The sequence below is a fragment of the Chelativorans salis genome, assembly GCF_025336525.1.
Taxonomy (GTDB): domain Bacteria; phylum Pseudomonadota; class Alphaproteobacteria; order Rhizobiales; family Rhizobiaceae; genus Chelativorans; species Chelativorans salis.
Genome location: NZ_JAOCZP010000002.1, coordinates 816,042 through 841,862, shown reverse-complemented (window position 1 = coordinate 841,862; position 25,821 = coordinate 816,042). Strand labels below are relative to the sequence as shown.

The 25,821-nt window shown below is 64.3% G+C and carries 23 protein-coding genes; 8 read left to right on the top strand and 15 right to left on the bottom strand.

Features of this window, described 5'->3' with window-relative positions:
- Nucleotides 1–11: 11 nt before the first annotated feature.
- The 13 genes from N5A92_RS10045 to tpiA form a co-directional block, all read right to left on the bottom strand.
- Nucleotides 12–566 (bottom strand): HdeD family acid-resistance protein, encoded by a 555-nt coding sequence (locus tag N5A92_RS10045; RefSeq protein WP_260902254.1) that lies wholly within the window; start codon nt 564–566, stop codon nt 12–14.
- A 16-nt stretch (nt 567–582) separates the two neighbouring features.
- Nucleotides 583–1,221 carry an SGNH/GDSL hydrolase family protein gene (locus N5A92_RS10040; RefSeq protein WP_260902253.1) on the bottom strand — a complete coding sequence of 213 codons (639 nt, stop codon included), beginning with the start codon at nt 1,219–1,221 and terminating at the stop codon, nt 583–585.
- Complete coding sequence (locus N5A92_RS27470; RefSeq protein ID WP_425248552.1) at nt 1,218–1,412, bottom strand: DUF559 domain-containing protein; 195 nt, start codon at nt 1,410–1,412, stop codon at nt 1,218–1,220. Before N5A92_RS27470 ends, N5A92_RS10040 begins: the two co-directional genes overlap by 4 nt.
- A gap of 103 nt (nt 1,413–1,515) precedes the next feature.
- Nucleotides 1,516–2,874 carry a pyruvate dehydrogenase complex dihydrolipoamide acetyltransferase gene (locus N5A92_RS10035; protein ID WP_260902252.1) on the bottom strand — a complete coding sequence of 453 codons (1,359 nt, stop codon included), beginning with the start codon at nt 2,872–2,874 and terminating at the stop codon, nt 1,516–1,518.
- A 16-nt stretch (nt 2,875–2,890) separates the two neighbouring features.
- Nucleotides 2,891–4,291: a pyruvate dehydrogenase complex E1 component subunit beta gene (locus N5A92_RS10030; protein ID WP_260902251.1), complete on the bottom strand. Its 1,401-nt coding sequence runs from the start codon at nt 4,289–4,291 to the stop codon at nt 2,891–2,893.
- Nucleotides 4,292–4,306: 15 nt separating this feature from the next.
- Nucleotides 4,307–5,383: a pyruvate dehydrogenase (acetyl-transferring) E1 component subunit alpha gene (gene pdhA, locus N5A92_RS10025; RefSeq protein WP_260902248.1), complete on the bottom strand. Its 1,077-nt coding sequence runs from the start codon at nt 5,381–5,383 to the stop codon at nt 4,307–4,309.
- Nucleotides 5,384–5,612: 229 nt separating this feature from the next.
- The gene (locus N5A92_RS10020; RefSeq protein WP_260902246.1) at nt 5,613–5,939 is read right to left on the bottom strand and encodes an FtsB family cell division protein; all 327 of its coding nucleotides are present in this window, start codon (nt 5,937–5,939) and stop codon (nt 5,613–5,615) included.
- A gap of 63 nt (nt 5,940–6,002) precedes the next feature.
- On the bottom strand, nt 6,003–7,277 hold the full coding sequence (eno, locus tag N5A92_RS10015) for a phosphopyruvate hydratase (protein ID WP_260902243.1): 1,275 nt from the start codon (nt 7,275–7,277) through the stop codon (nt 6,003–6,005).
- Nucleotides 7,278–7,410: 133 nt separating this feature from the next.
- Nucleotides 7,411–8,241 carry a 3-deoxy-8-phosphooctulonate synthase gene (gene kdsA / locus N5A92_RS10010; protein ID WP_260902241.1) on the bottom strand — a complete coding sequence of 277 codons (831 nt, stop codon included), beginning with the start codon at nt 8,239–8,241 and terminating at the stop codon, nt 7,411–7,413.
- A 14-nt stretch (nt 8,242–8,255) separates the two neighbouring features.
- The gene (locus N5A92_RS10005; RefSeq protein ID WP_260902238.1) at nt 8,256–9,185 is read right to left on the bottom strand and encodes a VOC family protein; all 930 of its coding nucleotides are present in this window, start codon (nt 9,183–9,185) and stop codon (nt 8,256–8,258) included.
- A 102-nt stretch (nt 9,186–9,287) separates the two neighbouring features.
- A complete protein-coding gene (locus N5A92_RS10000) occupies nt 9,288–10,916 on the bottom strand; it encodes a CTP synthase (protein ID WP_260902237.1) in 1,629 nt (542 codons plus the stop codon).
- Between the two features lie 149 nt (nt 10,917–11,065).
- A complete protein-coding gene (gene secG / locus N5A92_RS09995; protein WP_260902236.1) occupies nt 11,066–11,455 on the bottom strand; it encodes a preprotein translocase subunit SecG in 390 nt (129 codons plus the stop codon).
- A gap of 143 nt (nt 11,456–11,598) precedes the next feature.
- Nucleotides 11,599–12,363: a triose-phosphate isomerase gene (gene tpiA, locus N5A92_RS09990; protein WP_260902234.1), complete on the bottom strand. Its 765-nt coding sequence runs from the start codon at nt 12,361–12,363 to the stop codon at nt 11,599–11,601.
- Nucleotides 12,364–12,501: 138 nt separating this feature from the next.
- Between tpiA and N5A92_RS09985 the strand changes: the two genes are divergently transcribed.
- The 6 genes from N5A92_RS09985 to lexA all read left to right on the top strand — a co-directional run bounded on the left by N5A92_RS09985 (nt 12,502) and on the right by lexA (nt 18,762).
- Nucleotides 12,502–14,388, top strand: coding sequence for a SurA N-terminal domain-containing protein (locus N5A92_RS09985; RefSeq protein WP_260902232.1), 1,887 nt, complete (start codon nt 12,502–12,504; stop codon nt 14,386–14,388).
- Between the two features lie 8 nt (nt 14,389–14,396).
- Nucleotides 14,397–15,413 carry an anthranilate phosphoribosyltransferase gene (gene trpD, locus N5A92_RS09980; protein ID WP_260902230.1) on the top strand — a complete coding sequence of 339 codons (1,017 nt, stop codon included), beginning with the start codon at nt 14,397–14,399 and terminating at the stop codon, nt 15,411–15,413.
- Nucleotides 15,414–15,433: 20 nt separating this feature from the next.
- On the top strand, nt 15,434–16,249 hold the full coding sequence (gene trpC / locus N5A92_RS09975; RefSeq protein WP_260902229.1) for an indole-3-glycerol phosphate synthase TrpC: 816 nt from the start codon (nt 15,434–15,436) through the stop codon (nt 16,247–16,249).
- Between the two features lies 1 nt (nt 16,250).
- Nucleotides 16,251–16,769: a cyclic pyranopterin monophosphate synthase MoaC gene (gene moaC / locus N5A92_RS09970; protein ID WP_260902228.1), complete on the top strand. Its 519-nt coding sequence runs from the start codon at nt 16,251–16,253 to the stop codon at nt 16,767–16,769.
- The gene (locus N5A92_RS09965) at nt 16,750–17,955 is read left to right on the top strand and encodes a molybdopterin molybdotransferase MoeA (RefSeq protein WP_260902227.1); all 1,206 of its coding nucleotides are present in this window, start codon (nt 16,750–16,752) and stop codon (nt 17,953–17,955) included. Before moaC ends, N5A92_RS09965 begins: the two co-directional genes overlap by 20 nt.
- A gap of 96 nt (nt 17,956–18,051) precedes the next feature.
- Nucleotides 18,052–18,762, top strand: coding sequence for a transcriptional repressor LexA (lexA, locus tag N5A92_RS09960; protein WP_260902225.1), 711 nt, complete (start codon nt 18,052–18,054; stop codon nt 18,760–18,762).
- Between the two features lie 159 nt (nt 18,763–18,921).
- Here the strand turns inward: lexA and N5A92_RS09955 are convergent, their stop codons facing one another.
- The gene (locus N5A92_RS09955) at nt 18,922–22,281 is read right to left on the bottom strand and encodes a DUF3971 domain-containing protein (RefSeq protein ID WP_260902223.1); all 3,360 of its coding nucleotides are present in this window, start codon (nt 22,279–22,281) and stop codon (nt 18,922–18,924) included.
- Nucleotides 22,282–22,425: 144 nt separating this feature from the next.
- Between N5A92_RS09955 and N5A92_RS09950 the strand changes: the two genes are divergently transcribed.
- Together N5A92_RS09950 and N5A92_RS09945 are read left to right on the top strand one after the other, a co-directional pair.
- Nucleotides 22,426–22,893 (top strand): peroxiredoxin, encoded by a 468-nt coding sequence (locus tag N5A92_RS09950; protein ID WP_260902222.1) that lies wholly within the window; start codon nt 22,426–22,428, stop codon nt 22,891–22,893.
- A gap of 83 nt (nt 22,894–22,976) precedes the next feature.
- The gene (locus N5A92_RS09945) at nt 22,977–24,239 is read left to right on the top strand and encodes a peptidoglycan DD-metalloendopeptidase family protein (protein ID WP_260902220.1); all 1,263 of its coding nucleotides are present in this window, start codon (nt 22,977–22,979) and stop codon (nt 24,237–24,239) included.
- Nucleotides 24,240–24,317: 78 nt separating this feature from the next.
- Here the strand turns inward: N5A92_RS09945 and tig are convergent, their stop codons facing one another.
- Nucleotides 24,318–25,772, bottom strand: a complete 1,455-nt coding sequence (gene tig, locus N5A92_RS09940) for a trigger factor (RefSeq protein WP_260902348.1) — start codon at nt 25,770–25,772, stop codon at nt 24,318–24,320.
- Nucleotides 25,773–25,821: the final 49 nt, after the last annotated feature.

Genomic DNA, 25,821 nt, shown 5'->3' with positions numbered 1-25,821 from the left:
TTCACCGGTTCTCAGCCGTTGGCGGCGGCACGCAGGCCGAAGGCCACCAGCAGCAGGAAAACGCCATTCGATAAAAGTTCGACTGCCAAAAGGATGCCGAGCACCGCCGACGCCGACCACGGCATGTCGGCCAGGATCATGCCGCCCAGCACCAGGGACAACAGACCCGAGACGAACACCCAGACCCAGCCGGAGATCGGCCTGAGCGCATAGGCATACATCAGCTTCACGACGCCCAGGACGATGAAGATGATGGCGACCAGGATAGTGAGCGAGATGATGCCTTCCATCGGCCGGAAGAGCAGCGAGATGCCTATGGCAAGCGTCAGCGCGCCGAGCAGCAGCGACCACAGGAAGATCGGCCAGCTTTCGCGCAGCCTGAAAGCCTGTATGATCTGCAGCACCCCGAACAGCGTGAACGCCCATGCGGCCAAAAGGGCCGCCGTCATGGTCGCGGCAAACGGATTGGCGAGCGCAAGAATGCCGCCGATGAGCGAGATGGCGCCGAGAATGGCAAGCCACACCCATGAAGATCGCAACTGTCTATGTTCGACGGTATCGGCCATTGTCATCCCTCCTTGATCAAAGGCCCAGTATCTGGCGGACCGCCGGTTCCAGCCCGACGCCGATGGCGCGGGTGTTCCCGGCGTCGAGATGCACGCCGTCCAGAGACGTCGTGCAAGCGACCGAGCCGGCATCGAAGAAGGCGCAGCCGGTCTCCTCGGCAAGCTGCGCGTAGAGCGGTGCCAGCTTACCCGCCTCAGCAACGCCGCCCTCGAACATGGCGGCGAATTGGTCGTTGCCAGTGTCGCATAGGACAGGTGGCGCGACGAGCAGGATAGCAGGCGCGGCGGCATCGAGCGGATAATCATGCCCGCGGACGATATCCACCAGGCGCTCCATACCCTGCTTGGCACCGATGGCGCGGCCGCAGATGAAAGGCTTCATGTCGTTGGCGCCAAGCATGATGATGACGAGATCAAGCGGCGAATGGGTAGCGAGCAACGTCGGCAGGATGCGCGCGCCGTTCCTGTCAGCACCGGCCAGCCAGTCGTCGAAGGCGGTGGTGCGGCCGTTGAGCCCTTCGGCGATGACGCGCGCCTTGTCGCCGAGGCGAGCTTGCAGGACCGAGGGCCAGCGATCCTCGTAGGCGTGACGGGAGGGCCCCTCGGTGTTGTAGCCCCAGGTGAGAGAGTCGCCGTAGCAGAGGATCGTTTTCATTGGTGCGACCTCAATGACCACACATACGACCCCACGGGCATCTGCCTCCGGAAATGCGTTCCCTCTTGCGGCAGCCGCGCGCGTATGTGCCACCACACGCGCTTTTCCGTGTCCGTCATCGCGCGGCGAAGCTTCGGCGCGTTCGTTTTCGCCTTAGCCGTTGCAGGTTTGGGTGTTCTATTCCACGACATTGCCCCCTCCTGAAACGTCGAGCACAGCGCGCCGACCCCCACTCGTCCAGCCGCCATCCGGCGGCTGTCCAACCTCCCCCGCAAGGGGGGATGGCGCGCGGCGTCAGACCAGCATCCCAAACGGGTTCTCCACCAGCCGCTTGAAGGCGGAAAGCAGTTCGGCGCCGAGCGCCCCGTCGACGGCGCGGTGATCGGTCGATAGCGTCACCGACATGATGGTGGCGGGCTTGATCTCGCCGTCCTTCACCACCGCCCGCTCTTCGCCCGCGCCGACCGCCAGAATGGTGGCGTGCGGCGGGTTGATGACGGCGGCAAAGTCCTTGATGCCGTACATGCCGAGATTGGAGACCGCCGTCGTGCCGCCCTGATACTCCTCCGGCTTCAGCTTGCGGTTCCTGGCGCGGGTCGCCAGATCCTTCATCTCGTTGGAGATCGCCGACAGGGTCTTTGCCTCGGCCCGGCGCACGATCGGCGTGATCAGCCCGCCGGGGATGGCCACAGCCACCCCGACATCGGCATGCTTGTGTTTGACCATGGCGCTCTCGGTCCACGAGGCGTTGGCGTCAGGCACGGCCATCAGCGCCAGGGCCATGGCTTTGATGATGAAGTCGTTGACCGACAGCTTGTAGGCCGGCTTCTCGCCGTCCTCGGTCTTGACCATGGGGGCGGCGGCATTGAGCTGCTTGCGGAGCGCCAGCAGCGCGTCGATCTCGCAGTCCAGCGTCAGGTAGAAGTGCGGGATGGTGGACTTCGCCTCGACCAGGCGGCGGGCGATGGTCTTGCGCATGCCGTCGTGGGGCACGAGCTCGTAGGAACCTTCCTCGAAGAGCCTCAAGACCTGCTCGTCCGACATGGGCTTGGGCGCCGGGGCCTCGGGCGCCCTGGCGGCGGGTGCTTTCGCCGCGCCGCCGGAAATCGCCGCCTCGACATCGGCCTTCACCACGCGGCCGCGCGGGCCGGAGCCGGAGACGGCGGCAAGATCGATGCCGGCTTCCTTGGCAATGCGGCGGGCGAGTGGGGAAGAGAATATCCTGGCGCCGCTCTCGTCCTTGGCGGGAGCGACGCGCGGTTCCGCGGGACCGTCGGCGGCGCCGTTCGGTTTGGCAGCGGGCGCTTCCGGCTTTTCCGCAGGAGCCGGCTCGGCCGGAGCCTTCTCTTGAGGAGGAGCGGCAGGCGGCGCCTCGGCGGACGAGGTCTTGGCGGCCTCGGCCACATCCTCGCCCTCTTCGGCGAGCACAGCGATCAGCGCATTCACCTTCACGCCTTCCGTACCCTCAGGTACCACGATCTTGGCGACCGTGCCCTCGTCGACGGCCTCCACTTCCATGGTCGCCTTGTCGGTCTCGATCTCAGCGATCACGTCGCCAGCCGAAACGCTGTCCCCCTCCTTGACCAGCCACTTGGCGAGGTTTCCCTCCTCCATTGTGGGCGAGAGGGCGGGCATGGTGATTTGAATCGGCATAGAGGACCCCTCTCCTTCAGCCCCGGTAGGTGACGGCCTTCACCGCCTCGACGACTTCGGCCACGCTGGGCAGCGCCAGCTTTTCCAGATTGGCGGCGTAGGGCATCGGCACATCCTTGCCCGCAACGGTGATGACCGGCGCGTCGAGATAGTCGAAGGCGCGCTGCATGACCTGGGCGGCGATATGGTCGCCGACGGAGGACTGCGGGAAACCTTCCTCGACGGTGACCAGCCGGTTGGTCTTCTTCACCGATTCGATGACGGTCTCGAGGTCCATCGGCCGGATCGTGCGCAGGTCGATAATCTCCACGTCGAGGCCCATGCCACGCAGCTCCTCCTCCGCCTTGATCGCGTAGGTCATGCCGATGCCGAAGGAAACTATGGTCGCATCCTTGCCTGCCTTGTGGATGCGCGCCTTGCCGATGGGCAGTACGAAGTCGTCAAGCTTCGGCACGTCGAAGGTCTGGCCGTAGAGGATCTCGTTTTCCAGGAAGATCACCGGGTTGGGATCGCGGATGGCCGCCTTCAAGAGGCCTTTGGCGTCGGCTGCCGTATAGGGCATCACGACCTTGAGACCGGGGATGTGGCCGTACCAGGCCGCGTAGTCCTGGCTGTGCTGTGCGGCGACGCGGGCAGCCGCGCCGTTGGGGCCGCGGAAGACGATGGGCGCGCCCATCTGGCCGCCGGCCATATAGAGCGTCTTGGCCGCCGAATTGACGAGCTGATCCATCGCCTGCATGGCGAAGTTGAAGGTCATGAACTCGACGACGGGCTTGAGCCCGGCGAAGGCCGCGCCGATGCCGACGCCGGCGAAGCCGTGCTCGGTGATCGGCGTGTCGACCACGCGCTTGTCGCCGAACTCCTGCAGCAAGCCCTGGGTCACCTTATAGGCGCCCTGATACTCCGCCACCTCCTCGCCCATGACGAAGACGTCCTCGTCGCGGCGCATCTCCTCGGCCATGGCGTCACGCAACGCCTCGCGCACGGTGGTGGGCACCATCTCGGTGCCTTCGGGAATGTCGGGATCGGCGGGAAGCGGCTGCGCCTCTGCCTTCGGCACGGCAGCGGGCTTCGGCGTCTCCTCTGTCTTCTGCTCCGCCGGCTCTTCCGCCGGCGCCTGAGCGGCGGCAGGGGGCGCGCCGACCGAGGCCTTGGAAAGGTCTTCCTCGCTCTCGCCGTCGACAAGCAGGAGGGCGATGGGCGTATTGACCTTCACCCCTTCCGTGCCCTCGCCGATGAGGATCTTGCCGAGCTTTCCTTCGTCGATCGCCTCGACCTCCATGGTCGCCTTATCGGTCTCGATCTCGGCGATCACATCGCCGGGGGCGACGGCATCGCCCTCTTTCTTCAGCCATTTGGCGAGATTGCCCTCCTCCATGGTCGGAGAGAGCGCAGGCATGAGAATTTCCGTTGGCATCGTGAGCGCCTCCCCTCAGAGCAGGATATCGGTGTAGAGTTCGGACACGTCCGGCTCCGGATCCGATTGGGCGAAATCGGCCGCATCGGCGACGATGTCGCGCACCTTCTTGTCCTCCGCCTTCAGATCGTCCTCACTCGCCCATTTCTTGTCCAGGAGCCGCTTCTTGACCTGCTCGATCGGGTCGTGCTCGGAGCGCATTTTCTGCACTTCGTCCTTGGAACGATACTTTGCGGGGTCCGACATAGAGTGGCCGCGGTAGCGGTAGGTCTGCATCTCCAGGATGATCGGTCCCTTGCCGGAGCGGCACCAGTCGACCGCGAGGTCGCCGGCCGCCTTTACCGCACGCACGTCCATGCCGTCGACCTGGATGCCGGGGATCTTGAAGGATAGACCACGGTGCGAAAAGTCGGTCTCGGCCGAGGAGCGCGAGACCGAGGTGCCCATGGCATAGCGGTTGTTCTCGATGATGTAGACTACGGGGAGCTTCCATAGCGAGGCCATGTTGAAGCTCTCGTAGACCTGGCCCTGGTTGGCCGCGCCGTCACCGAAATAGGTGAGCGAGACGCTGTCATTGCCGCGGTAGCGGTTGGCGAGCGCCAAGCCGGTCCCGAGCGGCACCTGTGCGCCGACGATGCCGTGGCCGCCAAAAAAGTTCTTCTCCTTGGAGAACATGTGCATGGAGCCGCCCTTGCCCTTGGAGTATCCCCCACGCCGGCCGGTAAGCTCCGCCATAACGCCGCGCGGGTCCATGCCGGTGGCCAGCATGTGGCCGTGGTCGCGGTAGCCGGTGATCACCTGGTCACCCTCCTTCAGCGCCATCTGCATGCCGACGACGACGGCCTCCTGGCCGATATAGAGGTGGCAGAAGCCGCCGATCAGGCCCATGCCGTAAAGCTGGCCCGCCTTCTCCTCGAAGCGGCGGATCAGGAGCATGTCATGATAGGCCGAAAGCTCCTGTTCCTTTTTGAACTCTTCCGGCTTCGGCGTCTTGACGGCGGGCGTGCCGCCGGCGGTGGATGACGATTTGGCTGGGCTACGGGATTTTGCCGACGAAGATTTCGGCGAGGTTTTCCTGGCGGCTGTCGCCATATGTCACTCCCTAGAAAGCGTCTCTTGACGGACATTAAGTCCTGCCTGCCGACACCATACTGCCGCAGGACGAGCATCTAGTCCACGCCAAGCAGCCATCCATGGCAAACAGTTCGATGCCGGACGCTATCATGACAAAAAGGCTTCCGCCATGCGAAAAAATGCATGGCAGCTATGCCGGCTAACCTGCTGGGAAAATTGATGTTCTTATGAATTAACTGGAAGACGGTTAATTCATGCCGCCTGCCGGACGGAATATGACGATCTCATTTTCCCGGACGAGATTCAGTGCCCGCCGAGCCTGCTCGTCGAGCATATCCTTCTCCAGCGAACCATCGTTGAGCAGGCTCACCCGCTCCTCCAGTTCCCTGCGTTCCCGGTGCAGCGCGTCGAGATTGGCCTCAAGTTCGGTGATGCGCCCTTCCAGGCGCTCCTTGCCGTTGAGGCCGTAGTCGCCGTGATAGGCGTGAAAGCCGAAATAGGTGAGCACCAGCACGGTGATCGCTGGTATGATCAGCCGGCCTGTATTGCGGCGTTTGTGATGGCGGGTCCACATGCGGCGAAATTCCTTCCGCCGCATGTGGCCATATCTTGCTTAATGGAGGGTTAGCCCCGGCTACTATCCGCGCAAAATCGTCCGCCCCGCATAGCGCGCCTGCTTGCCCAGTTCCTCCTCGATGCGGATGAGCTGGTTGTATTTGGCGAGCCGATCGGAGCGGGCGAGCGAGCCGGTCTTGATCTGCCCGCAATTGGTGGCGACCGCGAGGTCGGCGATGGTGGCATCCTCCGTCTCGCCCGAGCGGTGCGACATGACAGCCGTGTAGGCAGCCCTGTGCGCCGTCTCCACCGCATCCAGCGTCTCGGTCAGGGTGCCGATCTGGTTGACCTTGACGAGAATGGAGTTGGCAATACCCATCTTGATGCCATCGGCAAGCCGCGCCGAGTTGGTCACGAACAGGTCGTCGCCGACGAGTTGCACCTTATCGCCGGCGAGCTCGGTGAGGATCTTCCAGCCCTCGAAATCGTCTTCGGCCATGCCGTCTTCGATGGAGATGATGGGATAGTCGGCGGCGAGCTTGGCCAGGTATTCGGCCTGCGCCCTGCCGTCACGCGTCGTGCCCTCGCCCTCATAGACATACTTGCCGTCCTTGAAGAACTCGGTCGCCGCGCAGTCGAGCGCGATGGCCACGTCCTCGCCCGGCTTGTAGCCGGCCTTCTCCACCGACTTCATAATGAAATCGAGCGCTTCCTGGGCGCTCTTCAGCCCCGGCGCGAAGCCGCCCTCGTCGCCCACATTGGTGTTGTGACCGGCCGCCTTCAGCCCTGCCTTCAGCGTATGGAAGATTTCGGCACCCCAGCGCACCGCTTCGCGCAGGCTCTCCGCGCCAACGGGCATGACCATGAATTCCTGGAAGTCGATGGGGTTGTCCGCGTGCGCCCCGCCGTTGACGATGTTCATCATCGGCACCGGCAGCACATGCGCCGAAGCGCCGCCGACGTAACGGTAGAGCGGCAGGCCCGAGGCCTCCGCCGCCGCCTTGGCGACGGCAAGCGAGACGCCGAGGATGGCGTTGGCGCCGAGCCGGCTCTTGTTGGGCGTGTCATCGAGATCGATCATGGTGCGGTCGATGTGGATCTGGTCCTCCGCCTCCATGCCGCCGACGGCCTCGAAGATCTCGCCGTTGACGGCGTCGACGGCGCCGGCGACCCCCTTGCCGAGGAAGCGCGGCCCGCCGTCACGCAGCTCCACGGCCTCGTGCGCGCCCGTGGAGGCGCCGGAGGGCACCGCCGCGCGGCCCATCGAGCCGTCCTCCAGGACCACATCGACCTCAACGGTGGGATTGCCCCGGCTGTCGAGAATTTCACGTCCGACGATATCGACAATGGCAGTCATGGGCTGGTTCCTCTGGGTCGGATTGGGGTTGGAGAGAGATGGCGTCCCTCATATCGCAAGCGGCGAAAATGACAATGCGCTTATCGCTTCATTGCATGATGGAGGATATGCAAGGACGCCAGAACCGGCGGCGTCAGGTACTCTTGGCGACGAGGTCGAACGCCATCAGCCGCCCCAGCAACGCCGGCATGTCCCTGAGCGGGACCATGTTCGGCCCGTCGGACGGTGCGTTGTCGGGGTCATGGTGGGACTCGATGAAAACGCCAGCCACGCCGACGGCCACCGCCGCACGCGCCAGCGTCTCCACGAAGCGCCGCTCGCCGCCGGTGGAGCCGCCCTGCCCACCCGGCTGCTGCACCGAGTGCGTGGCGTCGAAGATCACCGGCGCGCCCATCTCCGCCATCTGCGGCAGGCCGCGCATGTCGGAGATGAGCGTGTTGTAGCCGAAGGAGGTGCCACGCTCGGTCACGAGTACATTGCCGTTTCCCGAGTCGGTGATCTTGGCAACCACGTTCTTCATGTCCCAGGGGGCGAGAAACTGCCCCTTTTTCACGTTAACGACGCGGCCGGTCCGGGCGGCGGCGATCAGGAGGTCGGTCTGGCGGCACAGGAAGGCCGGGATCTGCAGGACATCCACGGCGTCGGCCACGAGACGGCATTGCTCCTCTGTGTGCACGTCGGTCAGCACCGGCACGCCAAGCTCGCGCCTGAGATCGGCAAATATCGGCAAGGCCGCATCGAGGCCGGCGCCGCGCTTTCCCGAAAGCGAGGTGCGGTTGGCCTTGTCGAAGCTCGTCTTATAGACGAATCCTATCCCCAGCTTCTGCGTCAGCTCCTTCAGCGCGCCGGCCATGTCGAAGGCATGCTCGCGCGATTCGAGCTGGCAGGGACCGGCGATCAGCGCCAGCGGGGCGTCGTTGGCGAAGACGGTGCTGCCGACTTTCACACGCGGACTCGGCTTCATGTTTCAGGCTCCATTCAAGGCAAAAAAAGGAGATACCCCAAAAACGTCTCAAAAGCGGAGCTTTCAACCTCCTCGAAGATGAAAACTGCACCCTGTCCCGGCGCGGGTGGCACCAGAATCCGGTTTCTATGCATGGTATGGGCGATCTTCGCAACGGCCAGCCGTTCGGCGATCGCATCGATGCTTGGCGTGCGGAACACAATGCCGCAGAGCCTCAGGCGGTCGTCGCCGCCGGCCTCGATGCGACAGAAGTGCCTGGCATCCGCGTGCCCTAGGAGCCAAACGGCCGCATGCGGAGGCGATCCACCCTGAGGGCGCTCGGGAGAGAGCGTCCAAATTCCCGCTCCGTCGTCAGGCTCCTTGCGGAAGAGCCGGGTGAAGAAGTCCTTGCCGGCGCTCGGCTCCGCCGCCGTTGCGAGAATGCGCGATATACCGACAACGCCATTGTCGTGCCGCCGCAAGGACCGGTCGGCCACTGGCATGTTCACCCGCTGGCAGGCGAAGAAGAAGGAGGGGCAAGAACCGGGTGCGGCAAAAGCCAGTTCGAAAGAGGCCTGCGCGCGGTTTCCGCCGGCATCCACGAAGGGCCGCGAGAAGGAAAGCGGTCGCCCCGCGGAGATTCTCTCCTTTACGAAGCGGGCGTGCTCCGCAGCGGTGTTGCCCGTGCCGAGGGCGATGGCGGAGAATCCCTCCTCGCCGCAAGCCTCGCGAAACGCCCGGTCCCGCAGGACAAAAGTGTTGCCGGCGGCAATCGCCCCGCGCGCAGCTTCTTCATCGGCAATGGAGAGCGGCTCCAGATAGCTGCCGTTCTCGAAGAACACGCAGCAATTGGCCGTGCCAAAAGGATGGGCCGCGTCCGGAGCCACGGTGAAGCCGAGGCTCGCGAGCCGTTCCCGCGCCGTCGCAAGACTCTTGGTCGGGAGAACGCAATGGTCGAGCTTCATGCAAATCTCCAGAAATCAATCTGACAAATAAAACTACCCAAATAGGTAGTGAGGAGATTTGAAACTGCAATTCCAAGAGGCAACCAGCCGTCGGACGATCACTCACACCAGCCGCGACTGCTCCACGGCGGCGGCGATGAAGGAAGCGAAGAGCGGGTGCGGCTCGAAGGGCCGGCTCTTGAGCTCGGGGTGGTATTGCACGCCTATGAACCACGGGTGGTCGGCATATTCCACCGTTTCCGGCAGCACGCCGTCGGGCGACAGGCCGGCAAAGACCAGCCCGCACGCTTCCAGCTTCTCGCGGTAGCCGATATTCACCTCGTAGCGGTGACGGTGGCGCTCGGAGATTTCCTCCGAGCCGTAGATTTCGGCGATCTTCGAACCGGGCGTCAGACACGCGTCATAGGCGCCGAGCCGCATCGTGCCGCCCAGATCGCCGGCGGCGGTGCGCTTTTCGAGCATGTTGCCCTTCAGCCATTCGGTCATCAGGCCGACGACAGGCTCGTCGGTCGGGCCGAATTCAGTCGAGGATGCGTCCTCGATACCGGCAAGCGACCGCGCCGCCTCGATGCAGGCCATCTGCATGCCGAAACAGATGCCGAAATAAGGCACCTTGCGCTCACGGGCGAACTTGGCGGCCAGTATCTTGCCTTCCGAGCCACGCTCGCCGAAGCCGCCGGGCACGAGGATGCCGTGCACCTTTTCCAGCCACGGGGCCGGGTCTTCTTTCTCAAAGATTTCCGATTCGATCCATTCGAGGTTGACGCGCACGCGGTTTGCCATGCCGCCATGCGACAGCGCCTCGTTCAGCGACTTGTAAGCGTCCTTGAGTTCCGTGTACTTGCCGACGACGGCGATGGTCACCTCGCCTTCGGGATTGTGGATGCGGTCGCACACCTCCTGCCAGCGCTCCATGCGCGGCTTCGGCGCCGGATCGATGCCGAAGGCGGCGAGTACCTCGCTGTCGAGCCCCTCACGGTGATAGGCCGTGGGCACGTCGTAGATATGCGCCACGTCGAGCGCCTGGATGACGGCGGATTCGCGCACATTGCAGAAGAGCGAAAGCTTGCGCCGCTCCTCAGCCGGAATTTCACGATCGGCGCGCACCAGAAGCACGTCGGGTGCAATACCGATGGACCGTAGCTCTTTGACGGAGTGCTGGGTGGGCTTGGTCTTCAGTTCGCCGGCGGCCGGAATCCACGGCATCAGCGTCAGGTGTACATAGACGGCGTTGCCGCGCGGCAGTTCGTTGCCGAGTTGGCGGATGGCTTCCAGGAAGGGCATCGCTTCGATATCGCCCACCGTGCCGCCGATCTCGCAGAGCACGAAGTCGAAGTCGTCATTGCCTTCGAGGATGAACTGCTTGATCTCGTCGGTGACGTGGGGGATCACCTGCACCGTGGCGCCCAGATAGTCGCCGCGCCGCTCCTTCTCGATGATGTTCTGGTAGATGCGGCCGGTGGTGATGTTGTCCTGCTTATTGGCCGAGCGGCCGGTGAAGCGCTCGTAATGGCCAAGGTCTAGGTCCGTCTCCGCCCCGTCATCGGTGACAAACACCTCGCCGTGCTGATACGGCGACATGGTGCCGGGATCGACATTCAGATAAGGGTCGAGCTTCCTGATACGGACGCGGTAACCGCGCGCCTGCAGCAACGCGCCGAGGGCCGCTGCCGCAATGCCTTTGCCGAGGGAGGAAACCACGCCGCCGGTTATGAATACATATCGCGCCATGGGACTCATTGCTTAACCGGACGAAGGCGATTCCGCCAGAGCAAAATCCCCAAACCCGCAACTTTTTGGCTGCGCGCTGACAAGCTACGGCGCGCGGTTTCGAAATCGGCAACGGGGTTCGTTGGTGGATCCCGTTCAAGACTAAGTGTTTACTGGCCTGTCGGCACCTGCGGCTCGGTATCGGCCGGCTCTTCCGCCGGCGCCGGCTCCGACGGAGCATCGCTGCTGCCGCCCAGCTGGTCGAGAACGCCGCCACTGCCGCCCTCACCCTGCTCCTGCTGCGTCTGCGGCAGCCGGTCGAAGATGTCCGTGGGCTGGGCCTGGTAGCGCGCAATCAGCGACAGACCGAGCGAGGTAGCGAAGAAGGCCGCGGCAAGGATCGCCGTGGTCCGCGTTAGCGCATTGGCCGCCCCGCGCGCGGTCATGAAGCCGGAGCCGCCGCCAATGCCAAGCCCTCCACCCTCCGAACGCTGCATGAGCACCGCGCCGACAAGCGCGATCACGGTAAGCAAGTGGATGACGATGACGATGGTCTGCATGATTCCTTCCGGCGCCTGAGGCGGAGCGGGCGATACGCCCGCGGACGCGGCTCATTACACGCCTTTGTCCACTTTTCCAAGTCCCCGTGCCCCACAGATAGGCGCGGCTTGCGGCTTTGCAAGAAAAGACGCTGGGCATTGGCTCAGGTGGGGCGCGTTGCCTCGCTTATGCCAAGGAAATCAGCTGCCTTAAGGCTGGCGCCGCCGATCAGCGCGCCGTCGACATTGAGGATCGACAAGAGCTCACGCGCGTTGGCGGGCTTTACCGAACCGCCATAGAGAAGTCGCGTGCGCTTTGCCTCTTCGCCGATCTTCTTCTCCAGTTCGGCGCGCAGGTGGGCGTGCGCTTCCGCCACGTCCTTGGTTGTCGGCGTCAGCCCCGTGCCGATTGCCCATACGGGTTCGTAGGCGATCACCGCGTTTTCGGCCGTCGCCTCGGCGGGCACGGAACCTGCCACCTGACGCGAAAGCACGGCAAGCGTCTCGCCCGCCTCGCGCTGCCGCCGCGTTTCACCGAGACAGATGATGGCGACAACGCCGGCACGCCAGGCCGCTTGCGCCTTGGCGGCCACGTCGGCATCACTCTCGCGGTGATCCGTGCGCCGCTCGGAGTGACCGACGATCACGTGACTGGCACCGCAGTCAGCAAGCATCTCGGCGGCAATGTCGCCCGTGTGTGCGCCGCTCTCGGCAGCGTGGCAGTCCTGCCCGCCCACGGAAACCGGCGTCGATCCGAGCACCCCGCTCGCCCGAGAGATGAGCGTCGCCGGCACGCAGATCAGCCCATCGGCGCCATCACCGGCAGCGGCGGCAAAGCCTTCACCGATTGCCTCCAGCTCGCCGAGCGAGGCGCTGGTGCCGTGCATCTTCCAATTGCCTGCGATGAGTGGGCGGATCGCGGGTGTCATGGGGCCTCCCATTGGTTGTCATGTCTCGGTCGAAGGGTGTTCACTACCAAAAAGGCGCTACAAAGCAATCGACAGTGGCTTTCAAGGACGCTATTGCCAACATTCACTAAGAAAAAACGAGAATTATAACGGATCACCATGCTCGACAGCTTGAGACAAGCAGCCACAACCTGGATTGCAAAGCTTCTGCTCGGCCTCCTGGTCCTGAGTTTTGCCGTGTGGGGCATCTCCGGCCAAATCCTGAACGGCACCGGGGGCGCCGTTCTGACGGCGGGCAGCACATCTGTTTCGCCGCTCGATTTCCGGCTCGCCTACGACCGCCAGATCGCCCAGCTTTCGCAGCGCTTTGGCACGCGGCTGACGCGTGAGCAGGCGGTGGCGCTGGGTATCGACGAACAAGTGCTTTCGCAACTCGCCGCAGGCGCCGTGCTGGACGAGACGGCACGCGAGATGGACCTTGGGCTGTCGCAGGACAAGCTTGCCGAGCTGGCAACCTCCGACCCGGCTTTCCGCGGCGCCGACGGCCGTTTCAATCGGCAGCAGTTCGAGTTCGTCCTGAGACAGGCGGGCATGCGGCCGGAAGACTATCTGAAGAACCGGCAGAACGCCGCCATGCGCCAGCAGATCGTCGACGCGGCCACAGGCGGTGTCTCGGCGCCCGATACGCTGCTGCGCAATGTCGCACTCTATCGGGGCGAGGACAGGACGATAGAATACGTGCCCCTGCCCAACTCACTCGTCGAGCCCATCGAGCCGCCGAGCGGCGACGTGCTGCAAAGCTGGTTCGAGGAGCGCAAGGACGACTATGCCGCTCCCGAATACCGCAAGATCAACTACGTGAAGCTGGAAGCGGAGGACATCGCCGATCCATCGGCGATCTCCGACGAGCAGGTGCAAAGCTACTACGAGAAAAACCGCGAGCGCTATACGACGCCGGAGCGCCGCACTATCGAGCAGATCAGCTTCTCCGAGGAAGAGGACGCCGTTGCCGCCCGCGAGAGCATGCGCACGGGCGCGACCTTCGAGGGCGTGGTGGAAATGCAGGGCAAGACCCTCGAAGACGTCAGCCTGGGCACCTTCACGCGTGGCGAGGTTGCCGACGAGGCGGTGGCCGAAGCTGCCTTCGCGCTTGAAGAAGGTAAGGTGAGCGAGGTGGTCCAAGGATCCTTCGGGCCGGTGCTCCTGCGCGTGACGGAGATCGTCCCCGAAAAGGTGACGCCGCTCGACCAGGTGGCCGACCAGATCCGCCAGGAACTGGCGCTCGATGAGGCGAGCAGGCTGGTGCTCGACACCTACGACGCCTATGAGGACGCGCGCGCCGCCGGCCAGACCATGCAGGAAGCGGCGAACGCACAGAGGCTGACGATGCGCACCGTCGAGGCCGTCGACCGTTCCGGCCGCCGCACCGATGGCACCGTTGTCGAGGACCTTCCCCAGTCGCGCGACTTGCTCAGCGAAGCTTTTGAGACGGACAAAGGCATAGAGAACCCGCCCATCGACCTGCCCAGCAACGGCTTTCTTTTCTACGAGGTGGAAGACATCGTGCCGGCGCGCGAGCGCTCGTTTGCCGAAGTGCGCGAAAGGGTGGTCGAGGATTGGACCGAAGCCGAGGTCGAGGCCCGCCTGACACAGCGTGTCCAGGAACTCCAGGATGCGCTGAAGGACGGTAAGACGCTCGACGAGATCGGCGCCGAGGTTGGCCAGGAGAAGGTTGTCAAGCGCGGGCTGAAGCGCGAGGCGGACGATCCGGATTTGGGTCGAGCGGGTGTTGCAGCCGCGTTCAGCGTGCCTGAGGATGGAACCGGCGCTTTTGCCAATCCGGCCGGCGAGGGGCAATTCCTCTTCAAGGTGACGGAGGTGTTCGAGCCGGCAGCGGTCTCCGCCGACGCGTTGCCTGAAGACGTCGCCAACTCCCTCACACAAGGCATCTCCAACGATCTTCTGGACCAACTCGTGGCACGGCTACAGGCCCAGCATCAGGTGACCGTCAATCAGGCCGCCCTGCAGCAGGCGCTGAGCTTCTGAGGCCGCTCATGACAGACCTCAAGCAACATATCGCCAAGGTGGCGGGCGGCACGCCCCTTAGCTTCGCCGAGGCGCGCGAGGCCTTCGAGATCATGATGTCCGGCGAGGCCACGCCGAGCCAGATCGGTGGCTTCCTGATGGCGCTCAGGGTGCGCGGGGAAACGGTCGACGAGATAAGCGGCGCTGTCGACACCATGCGGGCGAAGATGCTGCCGGTGGAAGCCCCTGCGGATGCGGTCGACATCGTCGGCACCGGCGGCGATGCCTCGGGCACCTACAACGTTTCGACCTGTGCCGCCCTGATCGTCGCCGGCTGCGGTGTGCCGGTGGCCAAACACGGCAACCGGGCGCTTTCCTCGCGCGCGGGCGCTGCCGACAGCCTCGCCGCGCTCGGCGTCGATATCGAGATCGGGCCGGAGCGGATCGCCGCCTGCATCCGGCAAGCCGGCGTCGGTTTCATGTTCGCGCCGGCCCACCATGCGGCCATGCGCCATGTCGGGCCGACGCGGGTGGAGCTCGGCACGCGCACCATTTTCAACCTGCTCGGGCCGCTCTCGAACCCGGCGCGCGTGAAACGCCAGCTCGTCGGCGTCTTTTCGCCCGAGTGGGTGGAACCGATCGCCCATGTGCTCAAGCAGCTCGGCGCGGAAAAAGCCTGGGTGGTGCACGGCGAAGGGATCGACGAGATGACGACCGCCGGTACGACCCGCGTGGCTGCGCTGGAGGACGGCGCCGTGCGCACTTTCGAGGTGATCCCCGAGGAAGTGGGCCTCGCGCGCACCGACATGGCGGCGTTGAAAGGCGGCGACGGCGAACACAATGCAAAGGCGCTGCGCGCCGTGCTGGAGGGCGCCAGGAATGCCTATCGCGACATCGCTCTTCTCAACGCCGGCGGCGCCCTCGTCGTGGCCGGCAAGGCCACGACGCTCAAAGACGGTGTGGCGCTGGCGGCAGCAGCGCTCGACGATGGCCGCGCGCTCGCCACGCTCGAAAGGCTTGTCGACGTGTCGAACCGGGAAGCATAGTTTCAAGAGTGGTACCGGTAATGACAGACATTCTGCGCAAGATCGAGGCTTACAAACGCGAGGAGATCGCCGCGGCGAAATCCGCCCTGCCCCAGGCCGAGCTTGCGGCAAGGGCGCGCGAGGCGGCGCCTGTACGCGGCTTTGCCGAGGCGCTTCGCGCAAAGCATGCCGCCAATCGCCTGGCGCTCATCGCCGAGGTCAAGAAGGCAAGCCCCTCGAAGGGGCTCATCCGTGCCGATTTCGACCCGCGGGGGCTGGCGGCGGCCTATGAGCGCGGCGGCGCGGCCTGCCTCTCGGTGCTGACGGATAAGCCGTCCTTCCAGGGTGCACCCGAATTTCTCGCCGAGGCGCGGCGGGCGACGAAGCTCCCTGCCCTGCGCAAGGATTTCATGTTCGAGCCTTACCAGGTCTACGAGGCGCGGGCTTGGGAAGCCGATGCAATTCTCATCATCATGGCGAGTGTGACCGACGACGAGGCGAGCGCGCTGGAGGAGACGGCCACCGAACTCGGCATGGACGCGCTGCTGGAGGTGCATGACGAGGCCGAGCTGGAACGCGCGCTCAAGCTCTCCTCGCCGCTGATCGGCATCAACAACCGCAATCTGAGAACCTTCGAGACGACGCTTTCCACATGCGAAACACTGGCGCCGAAGGTGCCGGAGGACCGCATCGTCATCGGAGAGAGCGGTATCTTCACCTACGAAGACTGCCAGCGCCTTGCAAAGCTGGACATCACGAGCTTCCTCGTCGGCGAGAGCCTGATGCGCCAGGACGACGTTGAGGCGGCGACGCGCAAGCTGCTAGGACTGGAAACAGACGTCGAGGCGGCAGGCTGAGATGGCCGGCGAGGAAAAGAGCGGACTGACCCATCTTGGCGCCGACGGACGGGCGGAGATGGTTGACGTTGGCGCAAAGGACGAGACGACCCGCACGGCTGTCGCGGCCGGCGCCGTGACCATGGCGCCGGAGACCCTGCGGGCGATCATGGCCGGCGACGCCAAGAAAGGCGATGTCATAGCCGTCGCCCGGCTCGCCGGCATCATGGCGGCGAAGAAGACGCACGACCTCATTCCGCTCTGCCACCCGCTGGCGCTGACCAAGGTCGCCGTCGACATCGTGCCGGACGAGGCCCTGCCCGGCCTGCGCGTCGAGGCGATGGCGCGCGTGACCGGCAAGACAGGCGTCGAGATGGAGGCGCTGACGGCCGTCTCCGTCGCTTGCCTGACGATCTACGATATGGCCAAGGCTCTGGACAAGGGAATGGTCATCGGCGAGGTGCGTCTTAAGGAGAAGACGGGCGGCAGGTCGGGCGCCTGGCGTGCGCAGGGAGCGGACGATGGCTCTGCTTCCGGTTGACGAGGCACTGGAGCGTATACTCGACGGCCTCGGCCCCCTCGCCACCGAGGACGTGCCACTCACAGAAGCAGCCGACCGCGTGCTTGCCGCGCCGCTGAAGGCCCGGCGTACACAGCCGCCCTTCAATGCCTCGGCCATGGACGGCTACGCCGTTCGTGCGGTGGATGTCGAAACGGCTCCTGCAACCCTTTCAGTCATCGGCGAATCGATGGCGGGACATCGCTTTTCCGGAGCGCTCCAGCCGGGCGAGACCGTGCGCATCTTCACCGGCGCCCCCGTGCCGGAGGGCGCGGACGCCGTTCTCATCCAAGAAAACGCGCACATACTGGCCGACGGTCGCATCGAGGCCGCAGAGCCCGTTTCTGCCGGGCGGCACATCCGCCGCGCCGGCCTTGATTTCCGCGAGGGAGATCCGGTTCTGGAGCAAGGCAGGGTGCTCGATCCGGCAGCCCTGTCGCTGGCTGCGGCCGCGGGACATGCCACGCTTCCAGTGGTGAGCCGGCCGCTCGTTGCCGTCATCGCCACCGGCGACGAACTCGTGCCGCCGGGCACCGAACCCGGTCCCGACCAGATTGTCGCCTCCAACAATTTTGGCATCGCCGCCCTTGCCGGGCGCGACGGTGCGAGAGTTGCCGATCTCGGCATCGTCGCCGACCGTGAGGAGGAAATTGCCGCCGCCCTTCGCAAGGCGCTCACCGCGAGCGCCGACATCGTCATCACGCTCGGCGGTGCGTCGGTGGGAGAGCACGATCTGGTGCGCCGGGTGCTCGAGGCGGAAGGCATCGCCCTTTCGTTCTGGAAAGTCGCCATTCGGCCCGGCAAGCCGATGATGTTCGGTCGCCGTGAAGCGACCCGCGTGCTTGGCCTGCCAGGCAATCCGGTCTCCAGTCTGGTGTGCGCGCATCTCTTCCTGCGGCCGATGATCGCCCGACTTTCCGGCCGGACCTTCACGCCGGACCTGCGCCACGCCGAGCTCGCAGCGCCCATGCGGGCCAATGACGGGCGGCAGGATTATGTACGTGCCTCGGTCTCCCGCGGGCCGCGCGGGCTGGTCGCGACGCCGTTCGAGCTACAGGATTCCTCCATGCTCAGCACGCTCGCCGCCGCCAACGCCCTCGTCGTCCGCGAGCCGAATGCCGGGCCGAGCGAGGCGGGCGCGCGCTGCCAGGTGCTGATGCTGCGCTGACGGTTCCGACACCTCTACAATTTTCCTATTGCGGAACACAACTGGAACGTCTACGTTATGTTCTGGTTTTGTTTACTGATTCCCAGGGTGGAACCGATGCTGACACGCAAACAGCACGAGCTGCTGCTTTTCATCCACGACCGTCTGAAGGAGACGGGCATACCGCCCTCCTTCGACGAGATGAAGGAGGCATTGGATCTGGCCTCGAAGTCCGGCATCCACCGGCTGATCACCGCGCTCGAGGAGCGCGGCTTCATTCGCCGCCTGCCCAACCGGGCGCGCGCGCTGGAAGTGCTGCGGCTACCCGATTCGATCGCCCCGGGGCTCGGGGCCCCGCGCAAGTTCTCGCCCAGCGTCATAGAGGGCGGCCAGAGCCGCGCGGCACCGGCGCCCAAGCCGCAGGCCAGCAACGACGATGCGTCGGGCGTCGTCTCCATTCCCGTCATGGGGCGGATCGCCGCCGGCGTGCCTATCGAGGCCATCCAGCACCAGACCCACTCCATCGGTGTGCCGCCCGACATGCTGTCGAGCGGCGAGCATTTTGCGCTCGAGGTAAAGGGCGATTCGATGATCGAGGCCGGCATCTTCGATGGCGATACGGTCATCGTCCGCCAGACCCAGACCGCCAATCCCGGCGAGATCGTCGTGGCATTGGTTGACGATGAGGAAGCCACCCTCAAGCGCTTCCGCCGCAAGGGTGCCTCGATAGCGTTGGAAGCGGCGAACCCGGCTTACGAGACACGCATTTTCGGCCCGGACCGGGTGAAAGTGCAGGGCCGGCTGGTTGGCCTCATCCGCCGCTATTGATGCGCCTTCTTTCCTGCGCACAGCAGCACCCTCCTGCGCCCGGCAGGAGAAGGGAAACAACAAGCAATTCCAGGAAAAATGGAAGCCGGCTTTCCGTTCGGAATTGCGACGATACAAAGGGTCGACCGGATCATCCGAACCATGAAACGATGATACGATCTAGTGGAACTCGAATATCCGGCGAAAGATTCCCGGCGCGATGGCGGAGATGGGGTTGATCTCCAGCGTAGGGGCTTCGAGCTTTCCGGTGAGCCGGTATGTGATGCCGATAAGGCCGCCGTTGCGCCCGTTGCCGAGGATTTGGCCGATGATGGGGATTTCGCCGAAAACCCGGTTGATTCCGTAGAGCGGTAGGAAGGTGCCGGTGATAGCGGTGTTGTCGTTGGGATCGTATAGCGTTCCCTGGAAGGTCGAGCCGATCAAAGGGCCGCGCAGCACACCGTTTCTGATCTTCAACTGCTCCCGCCCCTTGGAGAGCACGGCGGAACCGCGCTCGAACTGAACGCGCGAGGCATCCACTTCGCCGTTGGAGTTCTCTGTGCTGGCGGCGACAAGCGATCCCAGCCGTTCTTCATTGACGACCCAGAAATCGCGGATCTCGAACTGACCGGAAAGATCGTCGTCGCTCGCGCCTGTGAGTGCGAGGCTGAGTTGTCCACCCTCGACGTGCGGATAGATGTTGAGGAAGCGCAAGAGGGCGCCGGCGTTGCTTGAGGTGGCACGGACGGTGCTGCGCCCCTGCTCCACGCCTTTCGTAAGCTGCACGGCGCCGTGCGCGGCCGCGGCGGCACGTACGGACAACCGCTCCGGCTGCGCCCCTTCGGCCGAATAGGTCATTTCCACCTGTTCCAGGCTTTCGCCGTTGAAACCCTGCACCGTGGCAAGCGATGCTTTCACCGTGACCCCACCCTCGCTACCTGCGCCGTCGTTCCCTGTTCCCTTGTTGCCCAGGGCACGTTCGATCACCCCGCGCGCATCGAACGAACCACCGTTCACAGACACCGAATAGCCGCTACCCGTGCGCCGGATGGTGGCGGCATAGTTGTCGATGCGGTTGAGGCGCACTTTGTTCAACCGTGCTTCCTGCAAGCCACCGCCGGCAAGGCGAATTTGGCCGCTTACCGCGAAACTCTCGCCGTCCAGGGCAAATTCGGACAGTTCCGACACCTCGCCGTCCTCTTTCAGGAAGAAGCTGGCGGTGGCCGGTATGCCGGCACCCTTCTGCCAACCGATCCACGGCACGGTCAGACGCGCGGTATCGAGCGCCACGGCAACCTTCTTGCGCCCGTCAGGCTGCTCGTCATAGACGATTTCGAAGGGTCCGGAGACCAGCACGTCCAAACCGGGAAAGAGCCTGTCGCGCGCCGCATTGTCCATCTGCAATTCGACATGGCGCACCCGCTCCACTTCCGAACCGCCCAAGGGCTCGACGACACGCAGGCGCGCGGGCACCGCGTTTAGCTCGGCCTCGGCGGAGAATTCGGCCCTGTCCGGCTGCACGAGAAGCGAGCCGTTCGCATTCGTCACCTCCTGACCTTCGAAAGGCTTGGCGATCGACAGGTCCTCGTAGTCGAGGGCGACACGCCAGTCGAGATTCTTTACCGGGATGCCGGCCTGTAGCGGGATGTCGGCGCTGATGTGCCCGGACGCCCCGCCATCGAGATCGCCAGGGGTGATGTCGTGGAACCGCGAGGCATCGATGGGTTCGTAGGAGGCGAGTTCGACCATTGCGGCAGCCTCACCCTCGACATCGATCTCCAGCTTGCCGATACGTGGCTTCTGGTGCGCGGCGTCGATCATCAGGCTGCCATGGCTCACCTCCACCATGCGCCCGCTCGGCATGTAGATCTTGCCCTGCGACAGGCCCACCGCCACATCCGTACCACGAAACTCGACCCAGCCGGTTCCGTCGCGCACCGGCGGGATATCGCCGGCGATGTCGAAACGCGTGTTCGCCAGGGCAAACCGGCCGACCACCTCCTCCTGCGACAGGGGTACTCCATTTCCGAGGCGGCCGGGCGGCACGTTAAGCCGCATATTGCTGTCGCGCACGCGCCCGCCAAAGACGTGTTCCAACGTCCAGTTGCGCGCCCCGCCCGCCGCAAACCACGGCCAGAACTGCTTGGCATGCGCCGTTGGCATGTCCGCGACATAGATCGCCAACCTGATACCGGGCGACATACCCGCTGGCATCGTCAGCACTGCACTCCCGGCTAGTTCCCCGTCGGAAGTACGCACCTCGATCTTCTCCGCGTTCAGCCGCGATGCCGCCGGCTCGTACCGGCCGGCCAGTCGCATGGCAACGGGAAGCGCCGGTTCGGGCGAATCCGCCGGCGCGAGCACCGAGTTGCGCGACACCAGATCATATCCATAGGCCGGTTCGCCGTCAGTTGTCGTGATAGGAACCACTGCTCCTTGAAAATTGACTTGTGTCCGCCCTGCCCCGATCCGGGAAGCAACCACGGAGAAGGCCTCGTCACCCTCGGCAAAGGCGGCGCGCATGGACGCCTCGTCGAGCGACAGCGTATCCTTGTCGACCTTGGCGACGAGTTCCTCGAGCCGCATATCGAGCGCCAGCCAGCCCTCCTCCTCACCTCCGGCTTCGCTGCCCGACAACGACAGCTGTGCATGGCCGAGCGCAACCACGGCTCCTTCCGATCCATCCGCGCTCGCGCTGTCGGTATCGGGCGCCACGACATCGAGCGACAAGGCCGTGATCGCGCCGCTCTGTCTGTCACGTTCGGCCTTTCCGCTGAGGGTGATGCCACGGCCGCGGTGGACGGCTGAGCCTTCAAGCACGATCTCCGCCTCTCCCACCCGGCGCAACTGGAGCGTCTCGATCTGAAAATCGGGAACGTCCTGCCCTTGCGCCGTTCGCAGGCCGACATTGGTCAGGCTGATGCGATTGAGGCCGGAGGACTCCGTCGTCGTGAATGCCCGTTTCACAGTGTCGAAAACCGCCGCATAAACCTCGTCCGGCTTCATGACCGGCGCTTTGAGACCTCCATTCTGCAGCATGGGTAGGCCTGCGGGCGAGATCGCGGCATCGGTAAGTCCCACCTGCGCAACCTCTATCCTGCCATCCAGCAGCGGCAGCGCCTTGAGGCCGAAGCGCAGCGTGCCGGCACTGGCGAGCACCACGCCGTTGTCGGCTCTGGCAATACGTGCATTCCGTACCTCCAGCGCCAGCAGGCTGGCTTCGCCGAGCCCCAGACGCAACTCGCCAAGCCTGACATCGGCGTCGAAGCCCGCCAGTCGGGTGATGGCTCGCTCGGCCGCCATCCGCAGCCGCTCATTGCCGATCGCGTCGACGCCAATCAAATAAAGCGTGCCGCTAAAGGCCAAAAGCAACACAGGAAGCACAAGAACGACGATCGCAGCCCAACCAAGGACACGTGCACGCCACTGTTTGGGCAGAGGGCGCGAGGATGGGCAGGTGGCGGACGGAAAGCGCTTCAGCGAGGCGATCTCGCTGCGCCGAAAGTGCACCTTCTCATGGTCCGGTCCCGTGTTCTCCAAGCGGCTACCTGTCAAAGCGTTTCTGTTCGGTTGGACGAATCCCTTTAGGCCATTATATCTGGGCGCCCGATTCAAGGGGCCGGCTTGCAGGGAAATTCAGACATTTTGTTGGACGCCGGCCTAACGCTAAAGAGAGGTGATTAAATGGCCGGTCTCGACAAAGACGACGAAGCTCCCGACTTCGAGCTGCCGCGGGATGGCGGCGGAAGCCTCCGGTTGTCGGAGCTGCGTGGCAAGCCGGTGGTTCTTTACTTCTATCCCAAGGACGACACCAGCGGCTGCACCGCCCAGGCCATCGACTTTACCGCCCGCAAAGCCGAATTCGACGCGCTCGGCGTGGCCATCGTCGGCATGTCGCCCGACAGTCAGAAAAGCCACGACAAGTTCAAGGCGAAGCACGGGCTGGCGATCGATCTGGTCTCCGACCCGGAAAAGAAGGTTCTAGAGGCCTACGGCGTGTGGGTCGAGAAAAGCATGTATGGCCGCAAATATATGGGTGTCGAGCGCACCACCTTCCTCATCGCGCCGGACGGACGTATTGCGCAGGTCTGGCGCAAGGTGAAGGTGCCGGGCCATGTTGATGCCGTACTGGAGGCGGCGAAAGCGCTTTGAGGCCACCCTGGCAAAGCCTTTGTTAACCCTAATGGAGTGTAATCGGTTTAATTGGAATCCTAGACAAATGGACTCTCAGACCGGTGAAGCGATTACAAGGGGCGGATATATTCCGCAGGCGCAGAAAGCCGACAACGATTATCGTCGCGGACGGCGACGACATCCGTTATTTCACGGTACGCCCCTGGCTGGCGGCGGTTGCCGGCACGGCGCTGACAGTCGCGGCGGTGGGCTATCTCGCGGCGACAGCCTATCTGGTGATGCGCGACGATCTCATCGGCTCCGCAATGGCGCGCCAGGCACGCCTGCAACAGGCCTATGAGGACCGCATCTCCGCTCTCAGAGCGCAGGTCGACCGTGTCACCAGCCGGCAGCTGCTGGACCAGCAGCTCATGCAGCGTAAGGTGGGCGAGCTCATCGAACGCCAGGAGCGGCTGAGCGAGCGCCACGGTCAACTCGTTCCCGTTCTGGAGCGCACAGGAGGTCCAAGCGGCGAGGAGATACCCGTCCCCTCCCCGCGTCCCGATATCCGCGCCGATGGCGATGGCTTTCAGCTCGATGAGATGGTCACCGGCACCACTTATGCCGCTGTGACGTCATCGCGTATGCCCTGGCCGATCCGCGGCATCAGCCAGGAAACCGAAGTCACAAAGGCTGATCGCACGTTCGCGGCTATCGACCACTCGCTGCGCGATATCGAGGCGGAGCAGATCGAACGCGTGGAAACACTTGCCGAGGAGGTGTACAGGACCGCCGAGACGATCGCCGATGCGCTCGGTTCGGCCGGCATCTCCGTTGCTGACGGCTATGGAGAAGAAGATGTCGGCGGCCCGCTTATCGCGCCGGCGGCGAATGCTGGCTTCAAAGAGAAGGTGCGCGAGCTCGACGAGGCGCTGCAGCGGCTTGACGAGCTGAAACAGACGGCACGGCGTATCCCCATCGCCAACCCGCTTCCAGGCGCGGCCGTGACCAGCGGGTTCGGCCTGCGGCGCGACCCCATCCTGCGGCGGCCGGCACATCACTCCGGCGTCGACTTTCGTGCTCGCCGCGGTGCGTCGATCCAGGCCACGGGTGCCGGCACGGTCGTCACCGCCGGCTGGAACGGCGGCTATGGGCGCATGGTCGAGGTCGACCATGGCGGCAGCATCACCACCCGCTACGCCCATCTGAGCAAAATCCTGGTCAAGCCGGGGGACAAGGTCGATGCCGGCGCGGTCATTGGTCAGGCCGGCAGCAGCGGCCGCTCCACGGGCCCGCACCTGCACTACGAGGTGCGGCACAACGGCACCGCCGTCAATCCGCTGAAATACATCTCCGCCGGGCGCCGCATCGTCGAATATCTGTAGGCGAAAAGAGAAGGCCCCCGGCTGGTGACCGAGGGCCTTCTTGTTTCGTCACACCGCCGCTGACGACAGCCGGCAGGTCTATTCTGCCTCAGCCTTCTTGTCTGCCGCCTTCTTGGGTGCAGCTTTCTTAGGCGCCGCCTTCTTCTTCGGCGCGGCCTTTTTCTCGGCCGCCGGCTTCGGCGTTTCCGCCTCGTCCTCGTCGTCCGCCAGAAGCTCCTCTCGGCTCACCTTCTTGTCGGTGACGTCGATCTGGGTGAGCAGGTGGTCGACCACCTTCTCCTCGAACAACGGAGCGCGGATGCTGGCCAGCGCCTGCGGGTTCTGGCGGTAGAAGTCATAGATTTCCTGCTGCTGATGCTGCGGATAGCGGCGGATCGATTCGATCAGCGCCCGCTGCATCTCGTCTTCACCGACCTCGACCTTCGCCTCTTCACCGATCTGCGCCAGAACGAGGCCGAGCCGCACACGGCGCTCGGCGAGCTTGCGGTACTCTTCCCGCGCTTCTTCCTCGGTGGTGTCCTCGTCCTCGAACGTGCGGTTCGCCTGCTCGAGGTCGCGGGTCACCTGTGCCCAGATGTTGTCGAACTCGGCATCCACCAGCTTCGAGGGCGCCTCGAACTTGTAGGTCTCGTCCAGCGCATCGAGAAGCTGGCGCTTGGCCTTCTGGCGGGTAACCTGGCCGAACTGGTTTTCAAGCTGGCCACGGATGATCTCGCGCAGCTTCTCGGCAGATTCCAGACCCAGCTTCTTCGCCAGCTCGTCGTCGATCACCAGCTCTTCCGCCCCGGCCACCTGCTTTACGGTGATGTCGAACTCGGCCTCCTTGCCGGCCAGGTGCTGGGCGGCATATTCGGCCGGGAACGTCACCTTGATGGTCTTCTTGTCGCCCGCCTTCAGCCCGACCAGCTGCTCCTCGAAACCGGGGATGAACTGGTTGTGGCCGATCACGAGTTCCGAGTCGGTTGCCGAACCGCCCTCGAACAGCTCGCCGTCCACCTTGCCGGCGTAGTCGATGGTGACCTTGTCGTTCTCTTCCGCCTTGCCGTCCTTCGGCTCATAGGTGCGCACGGAATCGGCCACGCGCTTGACCTGCTCCTCGACCTCCTCGTCCGGCACGTCGTAGACCGGCCGAGTGATCTTGATGTCGGCGAGGTCCTTGATCTCAATCGGCGGAATGATCTCGTAGCTCATGGAGAACTCGAAATCGGCGGCGCCGGCAAGAACCTTCTCGGCCTCCTTCTCATTCTCGGTCATGGAGATTTCCGGCTGCATGGCCGGCTTCTCGCCGCGATCCTCGATGATGGACTTGGAGGAATCGGACAGGATCTCGTTGACCACCTCGGCCATGAAGGACTTGCCGTACATGCGGCGCAGATGCTGCAACGGCACCTTGCCGGGGCGAAAGCCCTTCAGCCGCACCTTGTTCTTCGCATCCTCCAGCCGCTCCATCAGCCGGGCTTCCATGTCCTTGGCCGGCACGGTGACCTTGATCTCGCGCTTCAGACCTGAATTGAGTGTCTCGCTAACCTGCATCATAAAACCTTTGTGTTCATTCAGCGCCGCTGCCCGACGGCGTATCACC

What these genes read in the sequence shown, in the direction of transcription:
- N5A92_RS10045 (WP_260902254.1), bottom strand. Translation starts at nt 566, where the DNA reads ATGGCCGATACCGTCGAACATAGACAGTTGCGATCTTCATGGGTGTGG.
- N5A92_RS10040 (WP_260902253.1), bottom strand. Translation starts at nt 1,221, where the DNA reads ATGAAAACGATCCTCTGCTACGGCGACTCTCTCACCTGGGGCTACAAC.
- N5A92_RS27470 (WP_425248552.1), bottom strand. Translation starts at nt 1,412, where the DNA reads ATGTCGTGGAATAGAACACCCAAACCTGCAACGGCTAAGGCGAAAACG.
- N5A92_RS10035 (WP_260902252.1), bottom strand. Translation starts at nt 2,874, where the DNA reads ATGCCGATTCAAATCACCATGCCCGCCCTCTCGCCCACAATGGAGGAG.
- N5A92_RS10030 (WP_260902251.1), bottom strand. Translation starts at nt 4,291, where the DNA reads ATGCCAACGGAAATTCTCATGCCTGCGCTCTCTCCGACCATGGAGGAG.
- pdhA (WP_260902248.1), bottom strand. Translation starts at nt 5,383, where the DNA reads ATGGCGACAGCCGCCAGGAAAACCTCGCCGAAATCTTCGTCGGCAAAA.
- N5A92_RS10020 (WP_260902246.1), bottom strand. Translation starts at nt 5,939, where the DNA reads ATGTGGACCCGCCATCACAAACGCCGCAATACAGGCCGGCTGATCATA.
- eno (WP_260902243.1), bottom strand. Translation starts at nt 7,277, where the DNA reads ATGACTGCCATTGTCGATATCGTCGGACGTGAAATTCTCGACAGCCGG.
- kdsA (WP_260902241.1), bottom strand. Translation starts at nt 8,241, where the DNA reads ATGAAGCCGAGTCCGCGTGTGAAAGTCGGCAGCACCGTCTTCGCCAAC.
- N5A92_RS10005 (WP_260902238.1), bottom strand. Translation starts at nt 9,185, where the DNA reads ATGAAGCTCGACCATTGCGTTCTCCCGACCAAGAGTCTTGCGACGGCG.
- N5A92_RS10000 (WP_260902237.1), bottom strand. Translation starts at nt 10,916, where the DNA reads ATGGCGCGATATGTATTCATAACCGGCGGCGTGGTTTCCTCCCTCGGC.
- secG (WP_260902236.1), bottom strand. Translation starts at nt 11,455, where the DNA reads ATGCAGACCATCGTCATCGTCATCCACTTGCTTACCGTGATCGCGCTT.
- tpiA (WP_260902234.1), bottom strand. Translation starts at nt 12,363, where the DNA reads ATGACACCCGCGATCCGCCCACTCATCGCAGGCAATTGGAAGATGCAC.
- N5A92_RS09985 (WP_260902232.1), top strand. Translation starts at nt 12,502, where the DNA reads ATGCTCGACAGCTTGAGACAAGCAGCCACAACCTGGATTGCAAAGCTT.
- trpD (WP_260902230.1), top strand. Translation starts at nt 14,397, where the DNA reads ATGACAGACCTCAAGCAACATATCGCCAAGGTGGCGGGCGGCACGCCC.
- trpC (WP_260902229.1), top strand. Translation starts at nt 15,434, where the DNA reads ATGACAGACATTCTGCGCAAGATCGAGGCTTACAAACGCGAGGAGATC.
- moaC (WP_260902228.1), top strand. Translation starts at nt 16,251, where the DNA reads ATGGCCGGCGAGGAAAAGAGCGGACTGACCCATCTTGGCGCCGACGGA.
- N5A92_RS09965 (WP_260902227.1), top strand. Translation starts at nt 16,750, where the DNA reads ATGGCTCTGCTTCCGGTTGACGAGGCACTGGAGCGTATACTCGACGGC.
- lexA (WP_260902225.1), top strand. Translation starts at nt 18,052, where the DNA reads ATGCTGACACGCAAACAGCACGAGCTGCTGCTTTTCATCCACGACCGT.
- N5A92_RS09950 (WP_260902222.1), top strand. Translation starts at nt 22,426, where the DNA reads ATGGCCGGTCTCGACAAAGACGACGAAGCTCCCGACTTCGAGCTGCCG.
- tig (WP_260902348.1), bottom strand. Translation starts at nt 25,772, where the DNA reads ATGCAGGTTAGCGAGACACTCAATTCAGGTCTGAAGCGCGAGATCAAG.